We start from the raw sequence: 20,275 nt of genomic DNA, 5'->3' as shown, positions 1-20,275 counted from the left end.
CCGAGACCCGAGGAGGGACAATGGAATTTCAGGAATTAATCGGCACGCGACGTTCGATTCGCTTCTTCGATCCCAAGCGGCCCGTCGAACAGGAAAAGATTCAGAAAATTCTGGAGGCTTGCCTCGTCGCTTCGTGCGCCGTCAACGCGCATTGGCTTCGCGCAATCGTCGTCAAGCGCGACGACATACCCAAGGCCGAACTCGAGAAGCTGAAGAACCCCGTGCAGGCCGTCGTTATTGAACTCGCCCCGGTGCACATCTACTTCTACGCCGACCTCGGCGTCGTGAATCGGGTCAAGGGCGCCCGTCTCAAAGAGTTAGTCGCGGCAAATGTTATCGCTTCGACCCACGGCTGGAGTCTCAGGTTCGTCGATGAGGTCGTGTATCCGATGATCCTCAAGCCGATGACCGAATCGCCGTACTATCCGGCGATGGCCGCTTTCGATTGCGGTATCGCGGCGTGCCAGGGCCTGCTGATGGCGTTCGAACAAGGGCTCGGCGCGTGCCTTACCTCGTTCGCCGCACCCCTCATCGGCGCGATCACCAAGCCGCCCGCGGATTGGTTCCCGCTCTACCAGCTCAACATCGGCTACTCGCTGGAGTCTCGCGAAGCGGGCGGGCAGCGGCCGCGGCCTCCGTTCGAGGAGCAGTACTTCCTCGGCAAGTACGGAAATCCGTTTCCGCGCGATTCTAAAGTCGTCGAGGAACTGAAGAAATCCAAGATGCTGCAAGCGCCGGCGCCGCTTCCGGGCCGCAAGGAGGAACTCCGTCGTCTCGCAAAGCAGCTGAATCTGCCGGAGTGATCGCGGGATCGTGAGCGCCGTCTAGCGAGTGTTGGCCGTGGTTCCAGAGGCCGGCTCGTCGGCCAGCACGACGATTTTGCCGATCATTCCGTTAATTACATGGAACCGGCAGATGTATGCGTAAGTGCCGGGCGCCGTGAACGTGTAACTGTAGGTTTCATTGGGCGCCATGACTCCCGACGGCGAAGATGCCGTGCCCTCCGGAATAACCTCGCCCACGAACTCGACGCTGTGGGTGATGCCGCCGGTGTTTCTCCATTCCACGGTGTCGCCGGCCCTAATCGTCAGTGTGCTCGGCATGAACTCGGCCGGCGCGTCGCTGATGACGACCAGCGCGGCAGGCTCTTGGCGGCCACCTGGTCCTGATGTGATTGGGCTGCTGCTGGTTCGGCACCCGAAGCTGGCCACGGCGGTCGCCGCCGCCACCGCAGCTAGAACTCGATGCATATTAGGACTTATCCCAATCATCGTCCCGCCTCCCTGGATAGACTTCAGAATCTTGCAGCCTGAAGTCCACGCAGTAGAGGATAAGTTTCCCGGCGGCTTCCGGCAAACTGGACTATTCTGAAATCCGCGCGCGCTGGCCACAGTTCCACTAGAAGTGGAACTGGGTTTGCCTGCGCTTGGGGATCTGTTCGCTCATCCCGATCTTGCGCGCGAGTTCGTCCACGGTGGCCGGCGGAGCGAACGGGAGTCCCGGCTCGAGCCGTTCAGCCTCGCCCAGTTCGCGCCGGGCCTCGCTGTTGCGGCCCCTCTGCGCGAGAAGTTGCGCATACGCCAGATGCGCCTTCGGACACTGCGGATGTATGCGTATCCGCTGGCACACGGCGCGCTCCGGCCCCGACAATCCGCTGCTGTGAGAAGCGCGATCGGCCGGGCGATCCGAAAATGCGCGTGCCGCCGCGATTACCAGGCACAGCATCAACCCCGACGCCAGCGCGATTATCGCGCGCGTCCACGATTTATCTAAACCGCGAATGAGTAGCCTCCGTTTACGGGAATCGTCTGCCCCGTCATCCAGCTCGACGCATCGGAGGCGAGGAACAGGACCATGTTGGCCGCGTCTTCCGGCTCCCCCAGGCGCCGAATCGGGTAATGGCGCAGCACCTTTTTCGTGTACTCTTCCACCTCCAGCATGCGCGCGGTCGTCGGCGTGCGCGTGGTGCCGAGAGCCACGCAGTTCGCGGTCACCGAATAGCGGCCCACGTCCTTGGCGATCGCGCGGATGAATCCCGCCGCCCCGGCCTTGGCGCCGGAATATATTTCCAGATTCGGCTCGCCGACCCGGCCCGCGTCGGAAATCACGGTGACGATCCGTCCGTAAGCGCGCTCGATCATCCCCGGCAGCGCCGCGCGGGTGCAGTTGAGCACGCCGAAGAGATTGGTCTGGAGGGCAGCCTGCCATTCGTTGGGCGACTGCTCCCAGAACGGCTTGCGCGAAATGTTGCGCGGATCGGGTCCGTAATTCCCGGCGTTGTTGACCAGGATATCGACCCGTCCCAGCGCGCGCACCGCCTGCTCGAACGCGCCCATCACGCCCGCGAAATCGGTCACGTCGAAGCTCGCGGCCAGCCCCTTGCATCCGAGCTTTTCCACTTCCGCAGCGACCGCCTTCGCGCGTTCCTCGTAATAGTCATTCACCACCACGCCGCCCGCGCCGTTGGCCGCCAGGTGCAGTGCGATTTGCCTGCCGACGCCCTGTCCCGCGCCGGTCACGAGGCCGATGCGCCCCTTCAGATCGAGTATTCCGCCCGCCATGATCTGCTCCTTTATCGAATCGCCGATCTCCCGGTCAACGCGCGGCCGATGATCAGCTTTTGAATCTGGGTTGTTCCGTCCGGCATCGTCAGCATCCGTGCGTCGCGCATGCATCGCTCGACCCGGTTTTCGGTGGCGAGTCCGTTCGCACCCATGCACTGGATCGCGGTTGACGCGACTTTGACCGCCGCTTCCGTCGCATACCATTTCGCCATCGAGGCTTCCACGTCCGCGCGTCCGCGCCCGAGCGCGAGAAAGGCGCGATGGCATAGCAGGCGCGCCGCGTCGATCTCAGTCGCCATCTCCGCAACCATCGCGGCGACCAGCTGATGGCGGATGATTTCCTTGCCGAACTGTTTTCGTATCTGCACGTACTTGAGCGCGATCTCGTAGGCCTGCCGCGCGATCCCGACCGCCATCATTCCGGTGCCCGCGCGCGCATGCGAAAACAGCGCAAGGGTGCGCTGGAACGCGCGTTCCGGCGACACGGTCTCGCTCTGCCATCCGCCAAGCACGTTCGTTTCCGGCACTTCGACGTCGTTGAAGAACATTTCCGAGGTGGGAAAGGAGCGCAGCCCGATCGTCTGGATCTCGCGGCTGTCGAACGGAGACTCCCGCCGGTCAATCACGAAGTGGCGGAATCCCGCGGGCCCTTTGGCGGCATCGGTCTGCGCCAGCACCACCGCGATGTCGGCGACGCTTCCGTTGCTGATCCAGCTCTTCGCGCCGTTGATTACCCAATGGTTGCCCTTGCGCTCGGCGCGGCTTTTGATCCCCGACGGATCGGAACCCGCTTCCGGCTCGGTGGTCGCGATACATCCGATCAGATCGCCTTGCGAGAGCGGCCCAACCAGCCGCTGCGCCAGGTCGGGATGCGCACTGGCGGCGATCAGCGAGGTGGCGCCGGCGGTTATCCCCGACATCCCGGACAGACCCGGGAAAGTGGCCGACAGTTCCTCGCTCTGGACGCATCTGATGATCGGTTCGGAGCCGCCGGCCAGGATTCCTTCGGCGCCCACGTAGCCCCACGGTATGAGCATCTTGAGCAGCGGCTTGGCGCGCTGCGCGGTCATCTCGAGGTCGCCCCACCGATCGTCGAGCGGGCGGAGCTCCGCGTCGAGGAATTTCCGCAAGCTGTCCCGGAACATCCGCTGCTCTTCGTTCAATTCGAAGTCCATAATTCCCTCGCCCGGGCGACTTGCATCGCAACCGCTCTATCGCCGGCCGCCGCCACGCTGTTTCTTAACACCGGGTGCAGGGGTCAGCCCCTGCCCATTGAGGACGTCGTCGATCCACGACAAACCCGCCATCATCCGCGGAAACCCGACCGTGGTCATGGCGAGCAGCGCGACCTGCCGGACCTCTTCGGGCTTGGCGCCCGCCTCAAGCGCGCGCCGGGCATGGGAATGGACCGCGCCCTCCTGTCCAGAGGCGACCGCCATCCCGAGCTTGATGAGCTGGATATGCTTTTCGTTCAGCGGGCCGGCCTCGGCGATCATGCGTCCGAGATCGTCGTAGGCTCCGCTGATTGCCGGAAATTGCCGCCTGAAATCCCGATATCGTCCCGGTAACTCTTTCATCAAAAAAAATACCTCCCGCGGGCCGTGGGCACCGCCAAGTCCAGACCTCAAAGCGCATATCAGCAGGAAATAAAATAGTTCTCAAGGATAGCCTCGCGCGGTGGCGAGTTTTGCGATCGCAGCCACACGCGCAAGTACGCCGGCGCGCCGCGAGAGTTGATCACGATACGAGCGGTCGCTCACTTCTTTGTGTCATCCTGATCGCAGCGAAGGATCTCGCGCGCCAGCGCGTGGCGCTCAGGCACCAACATCCGGTTATTCAAAAGTGGCGAAAGGGAATTATCGACGAGAAGTCGGCCTCATAAGAGTGCGGAGAATTGCTCCAGCGTAAGACCGGCCTGACGAATGATCGAGCGGAGCGTACCGCGCGGCAGGTCGCCGGAATGATACGGCACGGTGATTCGAAGTTCGGGATGGTCGCGATGTTTCAACTGAACGTGGCTGCCGCTCGAATGGTGGATGAAGAAACCAGCTCTCTCAAGGGCGCCTACGACCTCGCGCGCTTTGAGAACCGGCAGCGCCGGACTCAAATCGCCACCACGACCTCTTCGCGAATCGGCTGGCCCGCCGGCGGCGTTTCGGCCACAATCGCCTCACCGTCCTTGCGCAGCCCTTCCAAATGGCAGCGCAACGCGTCGCGTGCCATCGCGCGCGCCTCGCCGAGGGTCCGGCCGAAGGTCACGATCTCAGGAAATGCCGGGAACACTATCGCGAAACTGCCGTCGGTCTGCGGCTCAAAGTAGACCGTGTAGTGGTAGGGGCCGTGGGCTGCCGTCGCTGCCAATTGGTTCTTGCCCTTCGACTTCATCGAAGTTGAGAATACTACGGTGAGGCTTTCCAGTGCCACCTCGGTCCTGACCTTCGCCGCGCGCAAGCGAGCAGGTGCTCGGGCTCGCTTACTTTTCCGGAAACTCCCACATGCGCGCCTCGCCGGGCGGGTTTTCCCGAGTGGACCTCGCGTAAGGGCCATCGTTATCTTCGTACAGCGACCCCCATTGTTCGGCCCAGTCGGCCTCATCGGGGTTCTCGACGATCTCATTGCCGAAGTAGGGGTTGCCGAAGAAGGGGTTCCCGAAGAAGGAGTTCCCGTAGGGGTAATAAGGGGAGTTCTGGTAGGCGCCAGGGAATCCGCGGTTGCGCTGTCTCATGCCCGCCCGATACCCCGTGCCAGCGCGATTGGCGGAGTGGCTTGGGGAGCGCGCAGAGGTTGCGTGGCCGGCGCCATTTCCGGGGCCGGAGCCATTTACCCCGCCGGCGCCTGCGGGGCCGGCGATCGCGAGCGCCATAGCTGCAAAAATCGAGACGGCAACTAATTTCATCGCTTTCATTGCGATTCACCCGTTATCGCCACTATATCATACGGTGGCGAAAAGCGGCAGGTTACCGCGGCCAAACAACATCCGATAGCCGGCGGTTGAAAAAGTAATTTTCAACGCCTGCCCCCCCCCTTCTCTTCGCTGGGGTTTTGCGATTGCGGCGCGGCGGGCTATAAACGCCGATAAGTGAATCGGGAATCGCCCGCATAAGGAGCAAGTCACATGGCCAGCGGACACGTTTTGAAGGAAGTCAAAGACGGCGTCGCGACTATCACGCTCAATCGCCCCGAGAAACTGAACGCATTCTCGGGCACGATGGCCGCGGAGCTTTACGGGGCGTTTGCCGAATACGACAAGAATGACGAGGTCCGCGTGATTGTCGTCACCGGCGCGGGCCGCGCATTCAGCGCGGGCGCGGACCTCTCTGGTGGCGGCAACACGTTCGACGCCGACGCGCGTGCGGAGCGCCGCCAGCGGCCGGCGCCTGCGATTCGGCCGTGGAACGTGCGCAAACCGATCATCGCGGCGATCAACGGGCCGGCGGTCGGAATGGGGATCACGCTGCCGATGCAATGGGACATCCGCGTCGCCGCCGAGAGCGCGCGAATCGGATTCGTGTTCGTGCGGCGCGGAGTAATTCCGGAGGCGCTCAGCCTGTGGACCGTGCCGCGAATGATTGGACTGGCCAGGGCCAACGAACTGCTGATGACCGGGCGGATTATCAGCGCGCGCGAGGCGCTCGAATTCGGAATCGTGAGCCACGTCTGGCCCGACGCGGAGTTCATGGCGAAGGTGCGCGAGCTGGCGCTCGATATCGCGCATAACACGGCGCCGGTGTCGGTCGCGATAACCAAGCGGCTGATCTACGCATTGCTTGCGGAGCCCGAGGCGGAGAAGGCGCAGGCGGTCGATACCAAAGCGTTTGTGTGGTCCGGCAAGCAGCCCGACGCGTACGAAGGCGTCAGCGCGTTCGTCGAGAAGCGCAAGCCCAGGTGGAAGATGAAGCCGTCGAAGGACATCCCCGAATTTATCCCGGCGATCAAGTGATCGAGCCGGCCGTCGATGGCTCCGTCGTCGCGCGCGCGCCTCGCGCGGCGTGGCGGCGCGAGTCGGCGCTGCTGATCGCGCTGGCGATCGCCGGCGCGGTGGCCGAGTATCCGCTCGCGCTGGCGATCAAGTCGCTCGAAGTAGAGGGACTATGGCACGCGATTCCGTTCCTCGGCCTTACTTTCGTGCTCGCATCGCTGGTACCGGTGGCGCTTCGAATCAATGGCGGGCTCGGGTTGCCCGGCGCGCCGCTGATCGCGGCAAAGATCGCGGGCGACAAAATCCATTTCTCAATTCGCAGCCTGGCGAGAATCTCGATCGGCTACGCGATTGTGGCCGCGGCGGCAGGCGCGGGCGTGCTGGTGATTGTGATCGTGCTGCTGGTTTTTATTGCGCGCGGCGGCGCCGGCGTCAGCCTCCCGAAGCCGCCGATGTTGACAGTGGCGCCGGGCCGTATCGCGATCGTCGGAGCGTTGGTCGCAATCGCGGCTGCGGTTAGCGAGGAAATTCAGTTTCGCCTGGTGCTGTATGCGATCTTCGGATGGATCGCGCGGCTGATATCGCGCGATTCAAGCGGCTATCCCGGACGCCGCGCGCTTTGGATAGTGACGATAGCCCAGGGCTATCTGTTCGGAATAATTCACCTGTTGCCAGTAGGCGGGGCGCTGTTCCATAGCACGTCGAAATTTCTGATCGGCGGATTGGTGATGCCGCAGACGTGGGAGGGTGTTGTGTTCGGACGCTTGTATTTGCGTCGCGGACTGGAAGCCTCGATGCTCGCGCACGCGGCGATGGACGTCGCGCTGTTCGGGTTGGCGGCGATCGGAGTGTTGCGATCTCATCTCGGCGCGGGATGAACGCGCGCCAAACTCAGGCCAAATTTGCGCGGCGATACATCGTGACGACGGCGGCTCCTCCAAGCCCGAGATTGTGCTGGAGGGCGACCTTGGCGCCCGATACCTGCCGCTTGTCCGCTTCGCCGCGCAATTGCCAGTTGAGTTCGGCGCATTGCGCCAGGCCGGTTGCGCCCAGGGGATGGCCCTTCGAAATCAGCCCGCCCGATGGATTCACGACCACTTTGCCACCGTAAGTGTTGGCGCCCGCGTCGACAAATTCACCGCCTTTGCCCTCGGGGCATAGCCCCAGCGCCTCATAAGTGATCAGTTCGTTGCACGAGAAGCAGTCGTGGAGTTCGACCACGTCAACGTTCTCGGGTCCCAGGCCGCTTTGCTCATAGACCTTATGCGCGGCAGCCTTCGACAGGTCGGAGCCCACCATCTTGATGCAACTACGCTCGGAAAACGTGCTGGCAAAGTCGGTCGTCATCGCCATCCCGAGAATCTCGACGGCCTTGTGCTCGAGGCCATGCTGCTTGACGAAGTCGGCGCTGGCCAGAATTGCCGCGCCCGAGCCGTCAGAGGTCGGGCAGCACTGAAGCTTGGTGAGCGGCTCATACACCATCGGCGCGCTGAGGATTCCTTCCAGTGAATACTCATCGCGGAATTGCGAGTAAGGATTGTTCACCGAATGCTTGTGGTTCTTCCATCCGATTTTTGCGAACTGCAAAGCGGTCGTGCCGTAGCGCTCCATGTGCTCGCGTCCGGCGTTGCCGAACATCTGCGCCGCCGGCGGCGCCGGCGCGAAGCCGCGCAGGCTGGCCATTAGCTCGATGTGCTTGTCCATCGGATTGGTGCGGTCGGTGTACTTGGCGCCGAGCGAGCCCTTCTCCATCTTCTCGAAGCCGAGCGCCATCACGCAGTCCGCGATACCGCCCTCGATGAATTGCCGGGCCATGAACAGCGCGGTCGATCCGGTCGCGCAGTTGTTGTTGACGTTGTAGATCGGGATGCCGGTCATTCCGAGTGCGTAGAGCGCGCGCTCGCCGCAAGTCGATTCGCCGTAGCAGTAGCCGACCATCGCCTGCTCGACGTTTTCGTAGGCGATCCCGGCGTCCTGCAGAGCTTTGGTGCCGGACTCCTTCGCCATATCCGGATAGTCCCAAGACCGCGAACCCGGCTTCTCGAACTTGGTCATCCCGACGCCTACGACGTATACTTTCCGTCCCATTCTTTCTCTCCCTGAAGGCCGCACTGCGCGGCTGTGGCTACTAAAACTCCAAAAGCGGCAAAAAGTCTAGAGTTTTGAGATTCAGTGCCGTAGTGCTACCGGCATGCATATGTTCCTGGGCTTTTGAGAAGGCGCAGTAGAGATCAATTGCGGGGGAAGGATTTGAACCTTCGACCTCCGGGTTATGAGCCCGGCGAGCTACCAGACTGCTCCACCCCGCCTCGGCAGTGTATCTGCCGGTTGGTCAGCCGGTCAACATCGAACCCGTTAGAATGCGCGCGGGCGTGCGGAAGCGATGCTCCCGGAATCGAGCCGGCGATTGCGTCGCGGACTCGATAGCGATCTAAAGCTAGCCGGCAAGAATCCGGATGCTGCAGTGGCGATGCTTAATCCCGAACTCGATGATCTCTTTTTCGATCGGGGTTGCGCCCGGCTTTGCGTCGGTCAGCATTAACTGCTTCGCGACGGCGTTGTCGATCCCGTCGGCCTCGACGTCAAGGTTATGGTCGTCACAGATGATAAATGCCATTTCGTTAAAAGCACCTCGAACAAACAAAACTACAAGATTCTCTCACCGATTTGAACCGCGCGGCGGCGGGCCCCCAAGCCGCAATTTGTGGTAATCGTGATCGAGATGCGCGCACGCGCGCACCGGGAAACGCAAACGCGGGAGGTCGATGCGAATTGAGCCTTAAGGGAAAAGCCGCGGCGATTGGAATTGGCGAACTCAAACCGGTCAAGGAACCCGGCGACTTGACCGCGCTCGGGCTGATGGCAACCGTTGCGGCCGAGGCTATCGCGGACGCGGGGCTGGAGAAGAAAGACATCGACGGCTTCCTGGTCGGCGTGCCGTTTTCGGACCCGGGGATGATTTACCCGGCGAGCGCGGCCGAGGTGCTGGGGCTGAACGTGCGGATGCTGAACCAGGTCGATATCGGCGGCGCGAGTCCGGCCGGGATGATCTGGCGCGCGGCGGCGGCGATCGACGCGGGAATGTGCAACGCGGTGCTGTGCATCGTCGCGGATTTGAACAAGGTCGGCGACCAGCGCCCGCCGGTGATATCGGTGCAGCGCGAGTTCGAGGCGCCGTACGGAAATATCGGCGCGAATTGCGGCTACGCGATGATCGCCCGTCGCCATATGCATGAATACGGCACCACGGCGCGGCAGATGGCGAAGGTCGCGGTCGATCAGCGAACCAGCGCGCTCAAGAATCCGCTTGCGACGTTCAATGACAAGGCGCTTACCATCGACGACGTGCTGAACTCGCGGATGATCGTCGATCCGCTTCATCTATATGAGATCGTAAGCCCGGTGAGCGGCGGCGCGGCGATAATTGTCGCGTCGCCCGAGCTGGCGAAGCGCGCAAAGAATCCGCCGATATGGCTGCTGGGGGCCGGCGAGTACGCCAATCATTCGACGATCACGTATGCGCCGTCGATCACCGAGTCGCCGATCAAGCCGGCCGCCGCCGCCGCGTTCAAGATGGCGGGTCTGCAACCGAAGGACATGGATCTGGCGTGTCCGTACGATTGCTACACGATCACCGTGATCGTCACGCTCGAGGACGCGGGCTTTTGCAAGAAGGGGGAGGGTGGACCGTTCGTGATGGAACACGACCTGACCTACGCGGGCGACTTTCCCTGCAACACGCACGGCGGGCAATTGTCGTTCGGCCAGCCGGGGCTGGCGGGCGGCATGAGTCACGTGACGGAAGCGATAAGACAGTTGATGGGGCGCTGCGGCGAGCGCCAGGTCAAGCGCGCGGCGCTCGGCTACGTCAACGGCAACGGCGGAATTATGAGCGAGCAGTCAAGTCTCGTGCTGGAGCGCAGATCATGAGCGAGTACTACAAACCGCTTCCGAAGCCATCGCCAACCAGCCGGCCGTTCTGGGAGGCGGCGCGACGCCACGAGCTGACGCTTCAGCGCTGCGGCGCGTGCCGCGCGTTCATCTACTATCCGCGCGATCGATGCCCCAAATGCTTCTCGGACCAGCTCGCGTGGGAACGCGTGAGCGGGCGCGGCAAGGTGTACAGCTTTACGGTCGTGCGGCGAGCGTCGAGCCGGGCGTTTTCCGACGCGCCGTACGTGTTGGCGATCGTCGAACTGGCCGAGGGGCCGCGCATGACGAGCAATATCATCGCGGCGCCGGAGGATGTGCGCGTCGAGATGCCGGTCGAGGTCTGCTTCGACGACGTGACGCCGGATCACACGCTGGTGAAGTTCAAACCGGCGTAACTTTCCGCGCTCACGCCAGCAGGACGGCGACGATTCCGGTCAGGAAGATTCCGTCGAAGGTGCCGGCGCCGCCGATCGACGCGACCGGCGCGCCCAAATCGCGCAAGTTGCGCAGGTTGAGCAGGTCCGCGCCGATGAGCGTGCCTATCACGCCGCTGATGAATGCGACGGCGTCACGATGATGTCCGGAAGAGCCGAGGAAGTAGCCGCAGGCGGCGGCGACGATCGGCGGAATCAGCATCGGGGTCGCGATTCCCATCCCGGGAACCGGTATCGCGAAACGATGGACGATGGCAGTGACGATCGCGACTCCGATCAACGCCGGCACGATTATCGCCGGCATCTGCATCAGCAAGTACGCCGAGATCAGGACGGGAACGATCGCACCGCCGACATTTACGGCGACGATGGTCGAGTCGGTGGCGTAGCGAATCGGCACTCTGTAGCGAACGCCGAAACTGCGGACCACGGCGGCGGGATGCGGCTGGCCGGTGGCAACGCGCGTGATGGGAATATTGATGTAGCTGCCGACCAGACTCACGAGCAAAGCGGCGAAGGCCAGCTCGGGCGGCAGGCCGATCGTCACGAATGCGTAGTTGATGACGTGGATTTCGAGCAGGAGAAAAAAGAACGCGAGGACGAGGAAAAAGACGATCGCATAGAAAGCGAGGAACGGCGCGAAAAACACGGCGCGATGATAGCAGGCATCGCGCGCAGAGCGAATGTTGCGCAATCGCGGAGCGGGGCGCGATATTGCCGGGCTATCCTAGCCGTGCCGCAAGCCGGGGAAAAAACGGCGGCGCGAGCCAAGCGCGTCGGCGTAGCGCCCGCCCATCGCGCGTTCCTCGGCCGGAATTCGCACGGCCAGAATCACAGCGTTGCCGATCGAGAACGCGATCGCCGTGAAGATCGCGCCACCGATCATCGGCACGGCCGCGATCTCGATGACGACCGCAAGATAGTTGGGATGGCGCATGAAGCGATAGGGTCCGTCGGTCGCGGGGGCGCGGTCGGGACTCACGATGATTCGCGTGTTCCATCGATCGCCGAGAGTCGCAACCGCCCAGTAGCGAAGCGCTTGCGCGACGATTTCAGCCGACAGCGCGAGCCACGCGACTGCGGGCGCAAATGCGTGCGGAAAGAACGCCGCCTCGCCTGCGCATGACACGATGAACAGCGCGTGAAATGCGACCATCACGCGATAGTGCGCCTGCCCGACTTCGACCGCACCGTGCTGGAACGCACGGCGCGCATTGCGGCGCGCGCGATCGAGCTCGAAGACCCGCTCGACGACCAGCAGCGCGAGGATCAGCAGATAGCTGCGAAGCGAGATCACCACTTAAGCTCGATCACCATTTCAGCAGGACCAGCTCGACCGAGAACCCGGGACCCATCCCGATGATCAGGCCGTAGTCGCCGGGAGCGGCGGCATTGTCCTCGATCAATTCGTCGAGTATGAACATCACGGACGCGGACGAGAGATTTCCGACCGATTGCAGTGAGCGCCACGAACGCGCCAGCGCGGCCTCGGGGAGAGCCAGCGCGCCCTCGAGGGTCTCGAGCACCTTGGGGCCGCCGGCATGCGCGATCCAATGGCGGATATCCGAGCGGTCGATTTGCTGCGTCGCCAGGAATGAATCAACTTCGTCGAGGATATTTGCGCGGACGAGGTCGGTGAGCTTCGACGACAGAACGATTTTGAAGCCGCTGTCCACGATCTCCCAGCCGAGAATCTCTTCGGTGTTCGGAAAGACGAGCGAACGCGTCGCGATTACCTGCGGGCCGGTCGCCGCCGGGGCGTTGCCGCCGATCAGCATCGCCGCGGCGCCGTCGCCGAACAGCCCGGACGCGATAATGTTGGCTATGGAAAGATCCTCGCGCTGCAGCGTGAGCGAGCACAGTTCGACCGACAGCAGCATCGCGACTTCCGACGGATACGCGCGGATGTAGTCGGCCGCGCGCGCCGTCCCGGCCGCTCCCGCCACGCATCCCAGCCCGAAGATTGGAGTGCGCTTGATTTCCTTGCGCATCCCGAGTGCGCTGATGACGCGAGTGTCGATGCTCGGAACGGCGATGCCGGTGACGGTGACGAAGAACAAATGATCGACGTCGCGAGGCTTCAGGCCGGCGCGTTCGAGCGCGAGTTCAGCCGCCACGATGCCGATTTTGGGCGCAGCCCGCAGCCACGCGTCGTTGGTCTTGGCGAAGGTGTCGAGTGGCAGGTATTCGTCGATGGGCAACGCGAGGTGGCGCCCGGTGATTCCGAGCGCGCCCTGGATTTTGTCGAAGCGGCGCAGCTCCGAGTGGCGATTCTCCCACAGCTCGCGCAGGCGCGAGCTCAGTTGTTCCTGATCGACGTAGTTGTCAGGTAATGCGGTGCCGGTTCCGATTACACGGGGTGCGTTTTCGCTAGTCACTTATGATCGCGCGCCGCTCGAATTGTGGAATTCGTTGCGGCATCGCTGCTTCTCCTTCGCTGCCGTGCTCGACGGTTCGCCCGATTCTCAGCCACAACGATAAAGCAGTGATTCGTCATCGGGCGCCTTGAAGCTATCGGCAGGGGTAGCGATTATTATACCGCTCTTGTGCCCCGCGCCGCATCCGTTAAGATCACCCTTCAATTATGAGATCGGAAGAACGCCGCGAACTGCTGGCGATGCTCGCACGGGAGTCGTATTTCGAGCGCCAACTCACGCTCTCATCGGGGCGCGCGTCCAACTACTACGTCGATTGCAAACGCACGCTGTACATTCCGCGTGGTGCGTACCTGGCCGGAGAACTGGTGCTGGAACTCGTGACGGCGGCGGGCGTCGAACAATTCGGCGGCATGGCGGCAGGCGCGTTGCCCGTGACTGACGCGGTGATCGCAGCGGCGCATCGCGGCGGCGCCGACCTTCGCGGTTTTTTCGTGCGCAAGGAAACCAAGCAGCACGGGCTGCAACAAATCATCGAGGGCGCGTTCAAGCCCGGCCTGAAGACCGCCGTGATCGACGATACGATCACTACCGGAGGATCGAGCCTGCAAGCGGTGGCTGCGATGCGCGAGGCGGGCGCAATCGTAATCGCGGCGATCGCGCTGGTGGAACGCGGCGAGGGCGCGGTCGACGCGTTCGCGCGCGCGGGCCTCAAGTATACCTGGGTATTCACCGCCGAAGAGGTGCGCGCCGAGCGCGCCGCTCATCCCGTCTGAAGCCCATGAGGTCTTCAGCAATCAATGCCGACACCGCGGTCGCGGCGATTTTTGGCGATCCCATCGGACATTCCAAATCGCCCGCAATGCACAACGCTGCCTACGCGGCGCTGGGCATGAACCGAACGTACGCGGCGTTTCGCGTCACCTCCGAGAATCTTGCCGCGGCGCTTCGCGCGATTCATCCGCTCGGAATCATCGGCGTCAATCTGACCGTGCCGCACAAGGAAGCTGCGGCCCGGCTCATCAAGGACCTCAGTGGAGAGGCGCGCATGCTCGGTGCGGTCAATTGCGTTGTGAATCGGCGCGGCGCGCTGCGCGGCGACAATACCGACGCGCGCGGGCTGGAGCGCGACTTGCGCGACCTCGGATGCGAGTTGCGCGGGCGGCTTGCGATCGTGATCGGCGCGGGTGGCGGCGCAGCGTCATCGGTCCTCGCGTGCTTGCGGCTGGGCGCGAAGCGGGTCGTGATCGCCAATCGCACGCCTGCTCGCGCCGCGGCGCTTGCCCGCCGCTTTTCGGCCAAGGGCGTGCTGCGCGCGGCAGGGGAGCCTCGCGGCCTGGACGCGCTCATGGATTCGAAGCTGCTCGCCGGCGCGCGGTTGATCGTCAATGCGACGCCGATGGGTCTGACGACAGGGCGATTCGCGCGTCTCGACTACAGCTCATCCGCCGCCGATTGTCTGTTCTACGATCTGATCTATTCGCGCGAGCCGACCGCGTTCCTGAAGCCTGCAATTGCCGCCGGCCGGCGCGCGGTAGATGGCGCCGGGATGCTGGTGAACCAGGGCGAACTCGCGTTCAAGTTGTTCAATCGAGTCGCGCCGCCGGCGGGCGTGATGCGCGCGGCTTTGTTCAACGAGCTGGGCCGAACATTGAGTTAATTACGCGGAGGTGTCGTCATGCGCGCGGGAATCGACCATGTCATCGTCAACGTGAACGACTACGCGGCGGCAAAAAAGTTTTACGCATGGCTGATGCCGCAAATCGGCTATCCGAAGACGATGTCCTACGATCAACCTCAGACCGACGTCACCACCGGATATTTCGGTGACCACGGCTCGCTGTGGATCCGGCCGTCCGATCCGGAGTTTCGTGCCGACAAGTTCCATCGTCATCGCGTCGGACTGTGCGAGATCGCGTTTGCGGCTGAGAGCCGCAAGCAGATCGACGATCTGGCCAAACAGATTGCGGTCAACCGCGGCAAGGTCACCGATCCGCCAAAAGAGTACGACTATCTGCCGGGATACTACTCGGTGTTCTTTACCGATCCCGACGGGCTGAAGCTGGAACTGGTGCACGTCCCGCGCTGAGCTGCGCGGAACTGCCTACGCGAGTGCGCCGACTACGCGCCGCGCCAGCACAAAGCCAGCTGGCGCGAGCAGCTCCGGTTGAAGGACGATCACTGCGGCAACTGCTATGAGACCCGCCGCGATCAAGAGGTCGCGCTTGTCGACATGGAAAGTCCAGCGCTCGCAATCATCGCAATAGCTCGCCCGAAATCTTCCGGTGCTGTCGCACGAGTTGCAGGCCATAGCTTCAGCTTTCCTTCGCCAGACGGCGCTTGCACACCAGCCTAGCCGAACATCTCCTTGAGCTTGTCGACGAAGCCCTTGGAGAGCGGATGGTTGACGGCCTTGCCGTCGAGCTTGGCGAATTCCTCGAGTAGTTCGTGCTGGCGCGGGGTCAGGCTGCGTGGCGTTTCGACGATTATCTTGATCAGCTGATCGCCGCGGCCGTAGCCGTGAAGATCGACGATCCCCTTGCCCTTGAGGCGCAGGATTTTTCCCGATTGCGTGGCGGCCGGAATCTTGAGCTTGACTTTGCCGTCGAGCGTCGGCACTTCGATCTCGGTGCCGACCGCCGCCTGCGGGAAACTGATCGGCGCCTCGATTATCACGTCGTTGTCCTGGCGCACGAACATCGGGTGCTCTTTTACGTGAATGACGACGTAGAGATCGCCTTGCGGTCCGCCGCCGTAGCCGGCCTCGCCCTCGCCGCGCAGCTTGAGCCGCGAGCCGTTGTCGACGCCCGGCGGAATTTTCACCGCGAGCGATTCGTGCTTGCGGATTCGCCCCTGGCCCTGGCACTTCGGGCACGGGTCGGAGATGATCATGCCCTCGCCGCGGCATTGCCCGCAGGTGGTCGAGATAGAAAAGAATCCCTGCTGCGTGCGGACTTGGCCGCTGCCGCGGCAGTTGGGGCACTGGCGTGCGCCGCTGGAGCCGCCGCGGGCGCGCGTGCCGTTGCAGGCTTCGCATTGAGTCAGGCGCTGGAACTTTACCACTTTCTCGATCCCGCGCGCCGCTTCTTCGAATTCGATTTCAAGATCGTAGCGCAGGTCGTCGCCGCGCCGGGTGCGCGACCGCGAGCGTCCGCGACCGGTGCCGAAGAAGTCGCCAAAGATGTCGGAGAAAACTTCCTCGAAGCCCTGGCTGAAGTCGAAGCCGCCGAATCCGCCCGGACCCTGCGGACCCTGGAAGGCGGCATGCCCAAAACGATCGTACTGTGCCCGCCGCTCAGGGTCTGAAAGAACCTGGTAAGCCTCGTTGAGTTCCTTGAATCGCTCCTCGGCTTCTTTGTTGCCGGGATTGCGATCGGGATGAAACTGAATGGCGAGAGTGCGGTAGGCTTTCTTCAGTTCGACTTCGCCGGCGCCGTGATTGACACCGAGGATTTCGTAATAGTCGCGTTTATGTGCTGGCGGCATCGCGCAAAGATTCTATGCGAACATCCGAGGCGACGCCATTGTCGGTTCCATACGAGCGGAGCCGCTTGCGCGGCCCCGCCTGTCGCTACTGGTCTTTGACTTCTTTATAGTCCGCATCGACTACGTCTTCTTTCGCGCCGCCTTCGCCATTCCCGCTCTGAGAGCCACTTTGCCCGCTAGCGCCATCCTGTGGGCCGGCGCCGGCTTGCGCTCCTGCCCCTGCCTTGGTCTTGCTGTACATCGCCTCGGCCAGTTTGTGCGACGCGTTGGCCAGCGCCTCGGCCGCGCGGTTAATCTCGTCGGGGTCCTTGGACTCGAGCTTGGTCCTGGCTTCCGCGAGCGCGTCCTCGACCTGCTTGCGTCCCGCCTCGTCAACTTCGGCGCCATGCTCCTTGAGCGTCTTCTCAGTCGTATAGATCAGGTTGTCGAGCTTGTTGCGCGCCTCGGCCTGCTGACGGCGGGCATGGTCGTCGGCGGCATGCGCCTCGGCCTCGCGCACCATCTTCTTGATCTCTTCCTCGTTTAGTCCGGACGACGCGGTTATCTTGATCGACTGCTCCTTGTTGGTGCCGAGATCCTTGGCATGCACATTGACGATTCCGTTCGCATCGATGTCGAACGTGACCTCGACCTGCGGCAGCCCGCGCGGGGCAGGCGGAATTCCGATCAAGTCGAACTGGCCGAGCAGCTTGTTGTCCGACGCCATCTCGCGCTCGCCCTGGAAGACGCGAATCGTGACCGCGGTCTGATTGTCCTGCGCGGTCGAGAACACCTGGCTCTTGCGCGTGGGGATGGTCGTGTTCTTCTCGATGAGCTTGGTGAACACGCCGCCGAGCGTTTCGATTCCGAGCGACAGCGGAGTCACGTCGAGCAGCAGGACGTCTTTGACTTCGCCCTTGAGCACGCCCGCCTGAATTGCGGCGCCGATCGCGACCACCTCGTCGGGGTTGACGCCCTTGTGCCCCTCTTTGCCGAACAGGCGCTTCACCCGCTCCTGCACCGCGGGCATCCGGGTCATGCCGCCGACCAGGACGATCTCGTCGATCTCGCTCGCCTTGAGGCCGCCGTCGCGAAGCGCGGTCACGCATGGCGCGTCGAGCCGGTCGAGCAGGTCGGCGCACAGCGCCTCGAGCTTGGCGCGGGTCAGCTTGATGTTGAGATGCTTGGGACCGGACTGATCCGCGGTGATGAAGGGCAGATTGATGTCGGTCTCGGTCACGGTGGACAGCTCGGTCTTGGCCTTCTCGGCGGCTTCCTTGAGCCGCTGCAGCGCCATCCGATCTTTGCGCAGATCGAATCCCTGGTCCTTGCGGAACTCGTCGGCCAGGTAGTCGATGACGCGCTGATCGAAATCTTCGCCGCCCAGGAAGGTGTCGCCGTTGGTCGCCTTGACCTCGAAGACTCCTTCGCCCAGCTCAAGAATTGAAATATCGAACGTGCCGCCGCCGAGATCGAACACGGCGATCTTTTCGTCCTTCTTCTTGTCCAGACCGTAGGCCAGCGACGCCGCCGTCGGCTCGTTGATGATCCGCAGCACGGTAAGGCCCGCGATACGGCCCGCATCCTTGGTCGCCTGGCGCTGGCTGTCGTTGAAATACGCGGGCACGGTGATAACCGCCTCGGTGACTTTCTCACCGAGATAGTCCTCGGCCGTCTGCTTCATCTTCTGCAGAACGAACGCCGAAATTTCCGCCGGGCTATATTTCTTGCCGCGGATTTCGACCCACGCCGCGCCGTCGTCATTCTTCACGACCTTGTACGGCAGCACCTTGAGCGCCTTCTGAACTTCGGCGTCATCGAAACGCCGGCCCATCAGGCGTTTGATCGCAAACACCGTATTGGTTGGATTGGTGATCGACTGGCGCTTGGCGATCTGGCCAACCAGCCGCTCGCCTGCTTCGGTAAATGCGACGACCGACGGCGTCGTGCGACTGCCCTCGGAGTTGGCGATGACTACGGGGTCGCCACCCTCCATGATCGCGACGCAACTGTTCGTCGTGCCCAAATCGATGCCGATAACTTTTGCCATTTTCCTAAAGATCCTCTGATATTGAGATAATCATGCTTCAGTCGTTTTCAATGTCGGAGGCATCGCTTTCGCCCCCGTTTCGCTTTCCAGAATCGGTCCCGTTCTCCTTCGCAACCGACACGCGGGCCGGACGCAAGGTCCGGTCACCGATCAGATAGCCGCGATGAAATTCATCGACGACCGTGTTCGGCGCATGAGTCGCCGACGCCACCTGATCGACCGCCTCATGCCGGCTTGGATCGAACGCCTGGCCGACCGACTGCAGCGGTGTCACCCCTTGCGCACGCAGGAAATCGATCAGCGCCCGCACCGTCATCTCGACGCCATCGACGATCGTCCTGGCGTCATTGCCATTGCGGGCGGCCGCGAGCGCGCGCTCGAGGTTGTCGATGATCGGCAGCAGGTCGCGGAGAATCGCCTCGCGCTGGATGCGGATCGATTCCTCGCTCTGCTGGCGGATTCGCTTGCGCGCATTTTCAGAGTCGGCGAGCGTGCGAAGATACTTGTCCTTCAGCTCGGCGATTTCCTTGTCTTTTTCGGCGATCTGCGCGCGTAAGGAATCCAGCTCGCTTTCAATTCCCGCCGAGGTTTGGCTGCCCTCGCCGTGCACTGGTTCAGCGCCGCCGGCCGCCTGATCGAACCCGTCGTCCATGGCGGGATTTCCGTCCTGGGGTTGCTTGTGTCGCTTGCTCATTTGGTAAAACCGCACCGGACTTAAACGTAAGCATGATTTATGCTCATGCCAGTGCCGGTGACAGCGGAATCGTTGGATTTTCGCCGATTTTTGGGGCGGTGAGCACGGTCCACAAATCGACACGAATGACGCAGTGGGGAAGAGAGGCTAGGAAGGAACCGGGATTCTTCCGGGAGTGTGTACTTAACGCAATTAGCTCCTGACGCGGCGATTTGGTAGAGGGGGTCGCTGGCTGGGTTTGCCCCCTTTCCCAGTCGGCGACGGGCTGGCGGCTCTGCGCTGGCCCGTTCTTGTTTCCGGCTACTTCGTCTTTTCGAGGTTCGGCAAGCCGTCAACCGGACGTCGCTTGGAAATCAGCTTTCGCATAGCCGCCTTCCAGTTGCCCTCAATTTTCAGGACTTCGGGCGTTGGGCCGGGCGGCTTTCGCGGCTTCGTGTGCTTTTCGGCATTTGTATCACGGCTGCGTCGGATGCTGGATTGTGTTTTGGTAGAAGATGCGCCAAAAGCGATAGCATATTTGAAATCGGATGAGGCACCACAGGCGAAGGAGCCAAGACCTTTCGTCGGAATATTCACCTGCGGGCGGCCTAGGTAGATTGACGCTAGGGTGCGGATCGATATCTAAATCGCAAACACATTTGTGGAACAGCGGTCCGGAAAAAGCATTCCACAAGCTAGCGACGATTGCCGTTTTGGTGGCTTTGGCCTGCTCCCCAATTTCCCGCCAATCATAAGTAGAGTCCGCCGGTTTTTTCGCCCTCCTCGGGCGGTTGCGTTTCCCGTCTTTTTAACGCTGCGAACTCGGCTGGCGTCAAGGCGCCGAGACTGCCGTGCGGTCGCA

Annotated in this window: 25 protein-coding genes and 1 tRNA gene; 8 read left to right on the top strand and 18 right to left on the bottom strand. The window is 62.5% G+C overall.

The features are described 5' to 3' along the window. Positions 1 to 20: 20 nt before the first annotated feature. Positions 21 to 803: a nitroreductase family protein gene (locus tag VIO10_RS00295; protein ID WP_331957821.1), complete on the top strand. Its 783-nt coding sequence runs from the start codon at positions 21 to 23 to the stop codon at positions 801 to 803. Between the two features lie 21 nt (positions 804 to 824). Here the strand turns inward: VIO10_RS00295 and VIO10_RS00290 are convergent, their stop codons facing one another. The 8 genes from VIO10_RS00290 to VIO10_RS00255 all read right to left on the bottom strand — a co-directional run bounded on the left by VIO10_RS00290 (position 825) and on the right by VIO10_RS00255 (position 5,469). Then, positions 825 to 1,250 (bottom strand): cupredoxin domain-containing protein, encoded by a 426-nt coding sequence (locus VIO10_RS00290; protein WP_331957819.1) that lies wholly within the window; start codon positions 1,248 to 1,250, stop codon positions 825 to 827. Positions 1,251 to 1,398: 148 nt separating this feature from the next. Beyond that, positions 1,399 to 1,725, bottom strand: a complete 327-nt coding sequence (locus VIO10_RS00285; protein ID WP_331957817.1) for a hypothetical protein — start codon at positions 1,723 to 1,725, stop codon at positions 1,399 to 1,401. A gap of 44 nt (positions 1,726 to 1,769) precedes the next feature. Next, positions 1,770 to 2,561 (bottom strand): SDR family NAD(P)-dependent oxidoreductase, encoded by a 792-nt coding sequence (locus VIO10_RS00280; protein WP_331957815.1) that lies wholly within the window; start codon positions 2,559 to 2,561, stop codon positions 1,770 to 1,772. An 11-nt stretch (positions 2,562 to 2,572) separates the two neighbouring features. Next, on the bottom strand, positions 2,573 to 3,739 hold the full coding sequence (locus VIO10_RS00275) for an acyl-CoA dehydrogenase family protein (RefSeq protein ID WP_331957813.1): 1,167 nt from the start codon (positions 3,737 to 3,739) through the stop codon (positions 2,573 to 2,575). 36 nt (positions 3,740 to 3,775) lie between these two features. Continuing rightward, positions 3,776 to 4,141 carry a carboxymuconolactone decarboxylase family protein gene (locus VIO10_RS00270; RefSeq protein WP_331957811.1) on the bottom strand — a complete coding sequence of 122 codons (366 nt, stop codon included), beginning with the start codon at positions 4,139 to 4,141 and terminating at the stop codon, positions 3,776 to 3,778. Between the two features lie 299 nt (positions 4,142 to 4,440). Then, on the bottom strand, positions 4,441 to 4,671 hold the full coding sequence (locus tag VIO10_RS00265) for a type II toxin-antitoxin system HicA family toxin (RefSeq protein WP_331957809.1): 231 nt from the start codon (positions 4,669 to 4,671) through the stop codon (positions 4,441 to 4,443). Continuing rightward, positions 4,668 to 4,988 carry a type II toxin-antitoxin system HicB family antitoxin gene (locus VIO10_RS00260; RefSeq protein WP_331957807.1) on the bottom strand — a complete coding sequence of 107 codons (321 nt, stop codon included), beginning with the start codon at positions 4,986 to 4,988 and terminating at the stop codon, positions 4,668 to 4,670. Before VIO10_RS00260 ends, VIO10_RS00265 begins: the two co-directional genes overlap by 4 nt. Positions 4,989 to 5,037: 49 nt before the next feature. Then, positions 5,038 to 5,469 carry a hypothetical protein gene (locus VIO10_RS00255; RefSeq protein ID WP_331957805.1) on the bottom strand — a complete coding sequence of 144 codons (432 nt, stop codon included), beginning with the start codon at positions 5,467 to 5,469 and terminating at the stop codon, positions 5,038 to 5,040. 210 nt (positions 5,470 to 5,679) lie between these two features. Here VIO10_RS00255 and VIO10_RS00250 point away from each other — a divergent pair, with 210 nt between their 5' ends. Beyond that, the gene (locus VIO10_RS00250) at positions 5,680 to 6,504 is read left to right on the top strand and encodes an enoyl-CoA hydratase-related protein (protein WP_331957803.1); all 825 of its coding nucleotides are present in this window, start codon (positions 5,680 to 5,682) and stop codon (positions 6,502 to 6,504) included. Next, positions 6,450 to 7,361: a type II CAAX prenyl endopeptidase Rce1 family protein gene (locus VIO10_RS00245; protein WP_331957801.1), complete on the top strand. Its 912-nt coding sequence runs from the start codon at positions 6,450 to 6,452 to the stop codon at positions 7,359 to 7,361. The genes VIO10_RS00250 and VIO10_RS00245 overlap by 55 nt, the downstream gene beginning before the upstream one ends. A gap of 13 nt (positions 7,362 to 7,374) precedes the next feature. Here VIO10_RS00245 and VIO10_RS00240 read toward each other — a convergent pair whose 3' ends face one another. The 3 genes from VIO10_RS00240 to VIO10_RS00230 all read right to left on the bottom strand — a co-directional run bounded on the left by VIO10_RS00240 (position 7,375) and on the right by VIO10_RS00230 (position 9,100). Beyond that, the gene (locus VIO10_RS00240) at positions 7,375 to 8,571 is read right to left on the bottom strand and encodes a lipid-transfer protein (protein ID WP_331957799.1); all 1,197 of its coding nucleotides are present in this window, start codon (positions 8,569 to 8,571) and stop codon (positions 7,375 to 7,377) included. A gap of 147 nt (positions 8,572 to 8,718) precedes the next feature. Next, positions 8,719 to 8,792, bottom strand: a tRNA-Met gene (locus VIO10_RS00235). A 128-nt stretch (positions 8,793 to 8,920) separates the two neighbouring features. After that, on the bottom strand, positions 8,921 to 9,100 hold the full coding sequence (locus VIO10_RS00230) for a hypothetical protein (protein WP_331957797.1): 180 nt from the start codon (positions 9,098 to 9,100) through the stop codon (positions 8,921 to 8,923). 155 nt (positions 9,101 to 9,255) lie between these two features. Between VIO10_RS00230 and VIO10_RS00225 the strand changes: the two genes are divergently transcribed. Both VIO10_RS00225 and VIO10_RS00220 read left to right on the top strand, forming a co-directional pair. Beyond that, positions 9,256 to 10,413, top strand: a complete 1,158-nt coding sequence (locus VIO10_RS00225) for a thiolase family protein (protein WP_331957795.1) — start codon at positions 9,256 to 9,258, stop codon at positions 10,411 to 10,413. Next, a complete protein-coding gene (locus VIO10_RS00220) occupies positions 10,410 to 10,811 on the top strand; it encodes a Zn-ribbon domain-containing OB-fold protein (protein WP_331957793.1) in 402 nt (133 codons plus the stop codon). Before VIO10_RS00225 ends, VIO10_RS00220 begins: the two co-directional genes overlap by 4 nt. A 10-nt stretch (positions 10,812 to 10,821) precedes the next feature. On the opposite strand, the gene VIO10_RS00215 is transcribed toward VIO10_RS00220, so the two are convergent. The 3 genes from VIO10_RS00215 to VIO10_RS00205 are packed head-to-tail and all read right to left on the bottom strand — an operon-like array spanning position 10,822 to position 13,228. Next, entirely contained in the window at positions 10,822 to 11,544 is a 723-nt protein-coding gene (locus tag VIO10_RS00215) for a DUF1614 domain-containing protein (RefSeq protein WP_331957791.1), read from the bottom strand. A 33-nt stretch (positions 11,545 to 11,577) separates the two neighbouring features. After that, entirely contained in the window at positions 11,578 to 12,147 is a 570-nt protein-coding gene (locus VIO10_RS00210) for an isoprenylcysteine carboxyl methyltransferase family protein (protein WP_331957789.1), read from the bottom strand. A 13-nt stretch (positions 12,148 to 12,160) separates the two neighbouring features. Beyond that, positions 12,161 to 13,228: a type III polyketide synthase gene (locus VIO10_RS00205; RefSeq protein ID WP_331957787.1), complete on the bottom strand. Its 1,068-nt coding sequence runs from the start codon at positions 13,226 to 13,228 to the stop codon at positions 12,161 to 12,163. Positions 13,229 to 13,434: 206 nt separating this feature from the next. Between VIO10_RS00205 and pyrE the strand changes: the two genes are divergently transcribed. Genes pyrE through VIO10_RS00190 form a run of 3 tightly spaced genes read left to right on the top strand, consistent with a single transcriptional unit; the run spans position 13,435 to position 15,314 of the window. Continuing rightward, complete coding sequence (pyrE, locus tag VIO10_RS00200) at positions 13,435 to 14,001, top strand: orotate phosphoribosyltransferase (RefSeq protein ID WP_331957785.1); 567 nt, start codon at positions 13,435 to 13,437, stop codon at positions 13,999 to 14,001. A 5-nt stretch (positions 14,002 to 14,006) separates the two neighbouring features. Beyond that, positions 14,007 to 14,885 carry a shikimate dehydrogenase gene (aroE, locus tag VIO10_RS00195; protein ID WP_331957783.1) on the top strand — a complete coding sequence of 293 codons (879 nt, stop codon included), beginning with the start codon at positions 14,007 to 14,009 and terminating at the stop codon, positions 14,883 to 14,885. A gap of 18 nt (positions 14,886 to 14,903) precedes the next feature. Next, the gene (locus VIO10_RS00190) at positions 14,904 to 15,314 is read left to right on the top strand and encodes a VOC family protein (protein WP_331957781.1); all 411 of its coding nucleotides are present in this window, start codon (positions 14,904 to 14,906) and stop codon (positions 15,312 to 15,314) included. Positions 15,315 to 15,577: 263 nt separating this feature from the next. Here the strand turns inward: VIO10_RS00190 and dnaJ are convergent, their stop codons facing one another. From dnaJ to VIO10_RS00170, 4 genes are all read right to left on the bottom strand, one after another. After that, positions 15,578 to 16,711 (bottom strand): molecular chaperone DnaJ, encoded by a 1,134-nt coding sequence (gene dnaJ / locus VIO10_RS00185; protein ID WP_331957779.1) that lies wholly within the window; start codon positions 16,709 to 16,711, stop codon positions 15,578 to 15,580. An 85-nt stretch (positions 16,712 to 16,796) separates the two neighbouring features. Continuing rightward, positions 16,797 to 18,740 (bottom strand): molecular chaperone DnaK, encoded by a 1,944-nt coding sequence (gene dnaK / locus VIO10_RS00180; RefSeq protein ID WP_331957777.1) that lies wholly within the window; start codon positions 18,738 to 18,740, stop codon positions 16,797 to 16,799. A 37-nt stretch (positions 18,741 to 18,777) separates the two neighbouring features. Next, positions 18,778 to 19,434: a nucleotide exchange factor GrpE gene (grpE, locus tag VIO10_RS00175; protein ID WP_331957775.1), complete on the bottom strand. Its 657-nt coding sequence runs from the start codon at positions 19,432 to 19,434 to the stop codon at positions 18,778 to 18,780. A 300-nt stretch (positions 19,435 to 19,734) separates the two neighbouring features. Next, positions 19,735 to 20,010: a hypothetical protein gene (locus VIO10_RS00170; protein WP_331957773.1), complete on the bottom strand. Its 276-nt coding sequence runs from the start codon at positions 20,008 to 20,010 to the stop codon at positions 19,735 to 19,737. Positions 20,011 to 20,275 lie beyond the last annotated feature (265 nt).

The sequence above is a fragment of the Candidatus Binatus sp. genome (assembly GCF_036567905.1).
Lineage (GTDB): Bacteria > Desulfobacterota > Binatia > Binatales > Binataceae > Binatus.
This window is presented reverse-complemented; position numbering and strand designations above follow the sequence as displayed.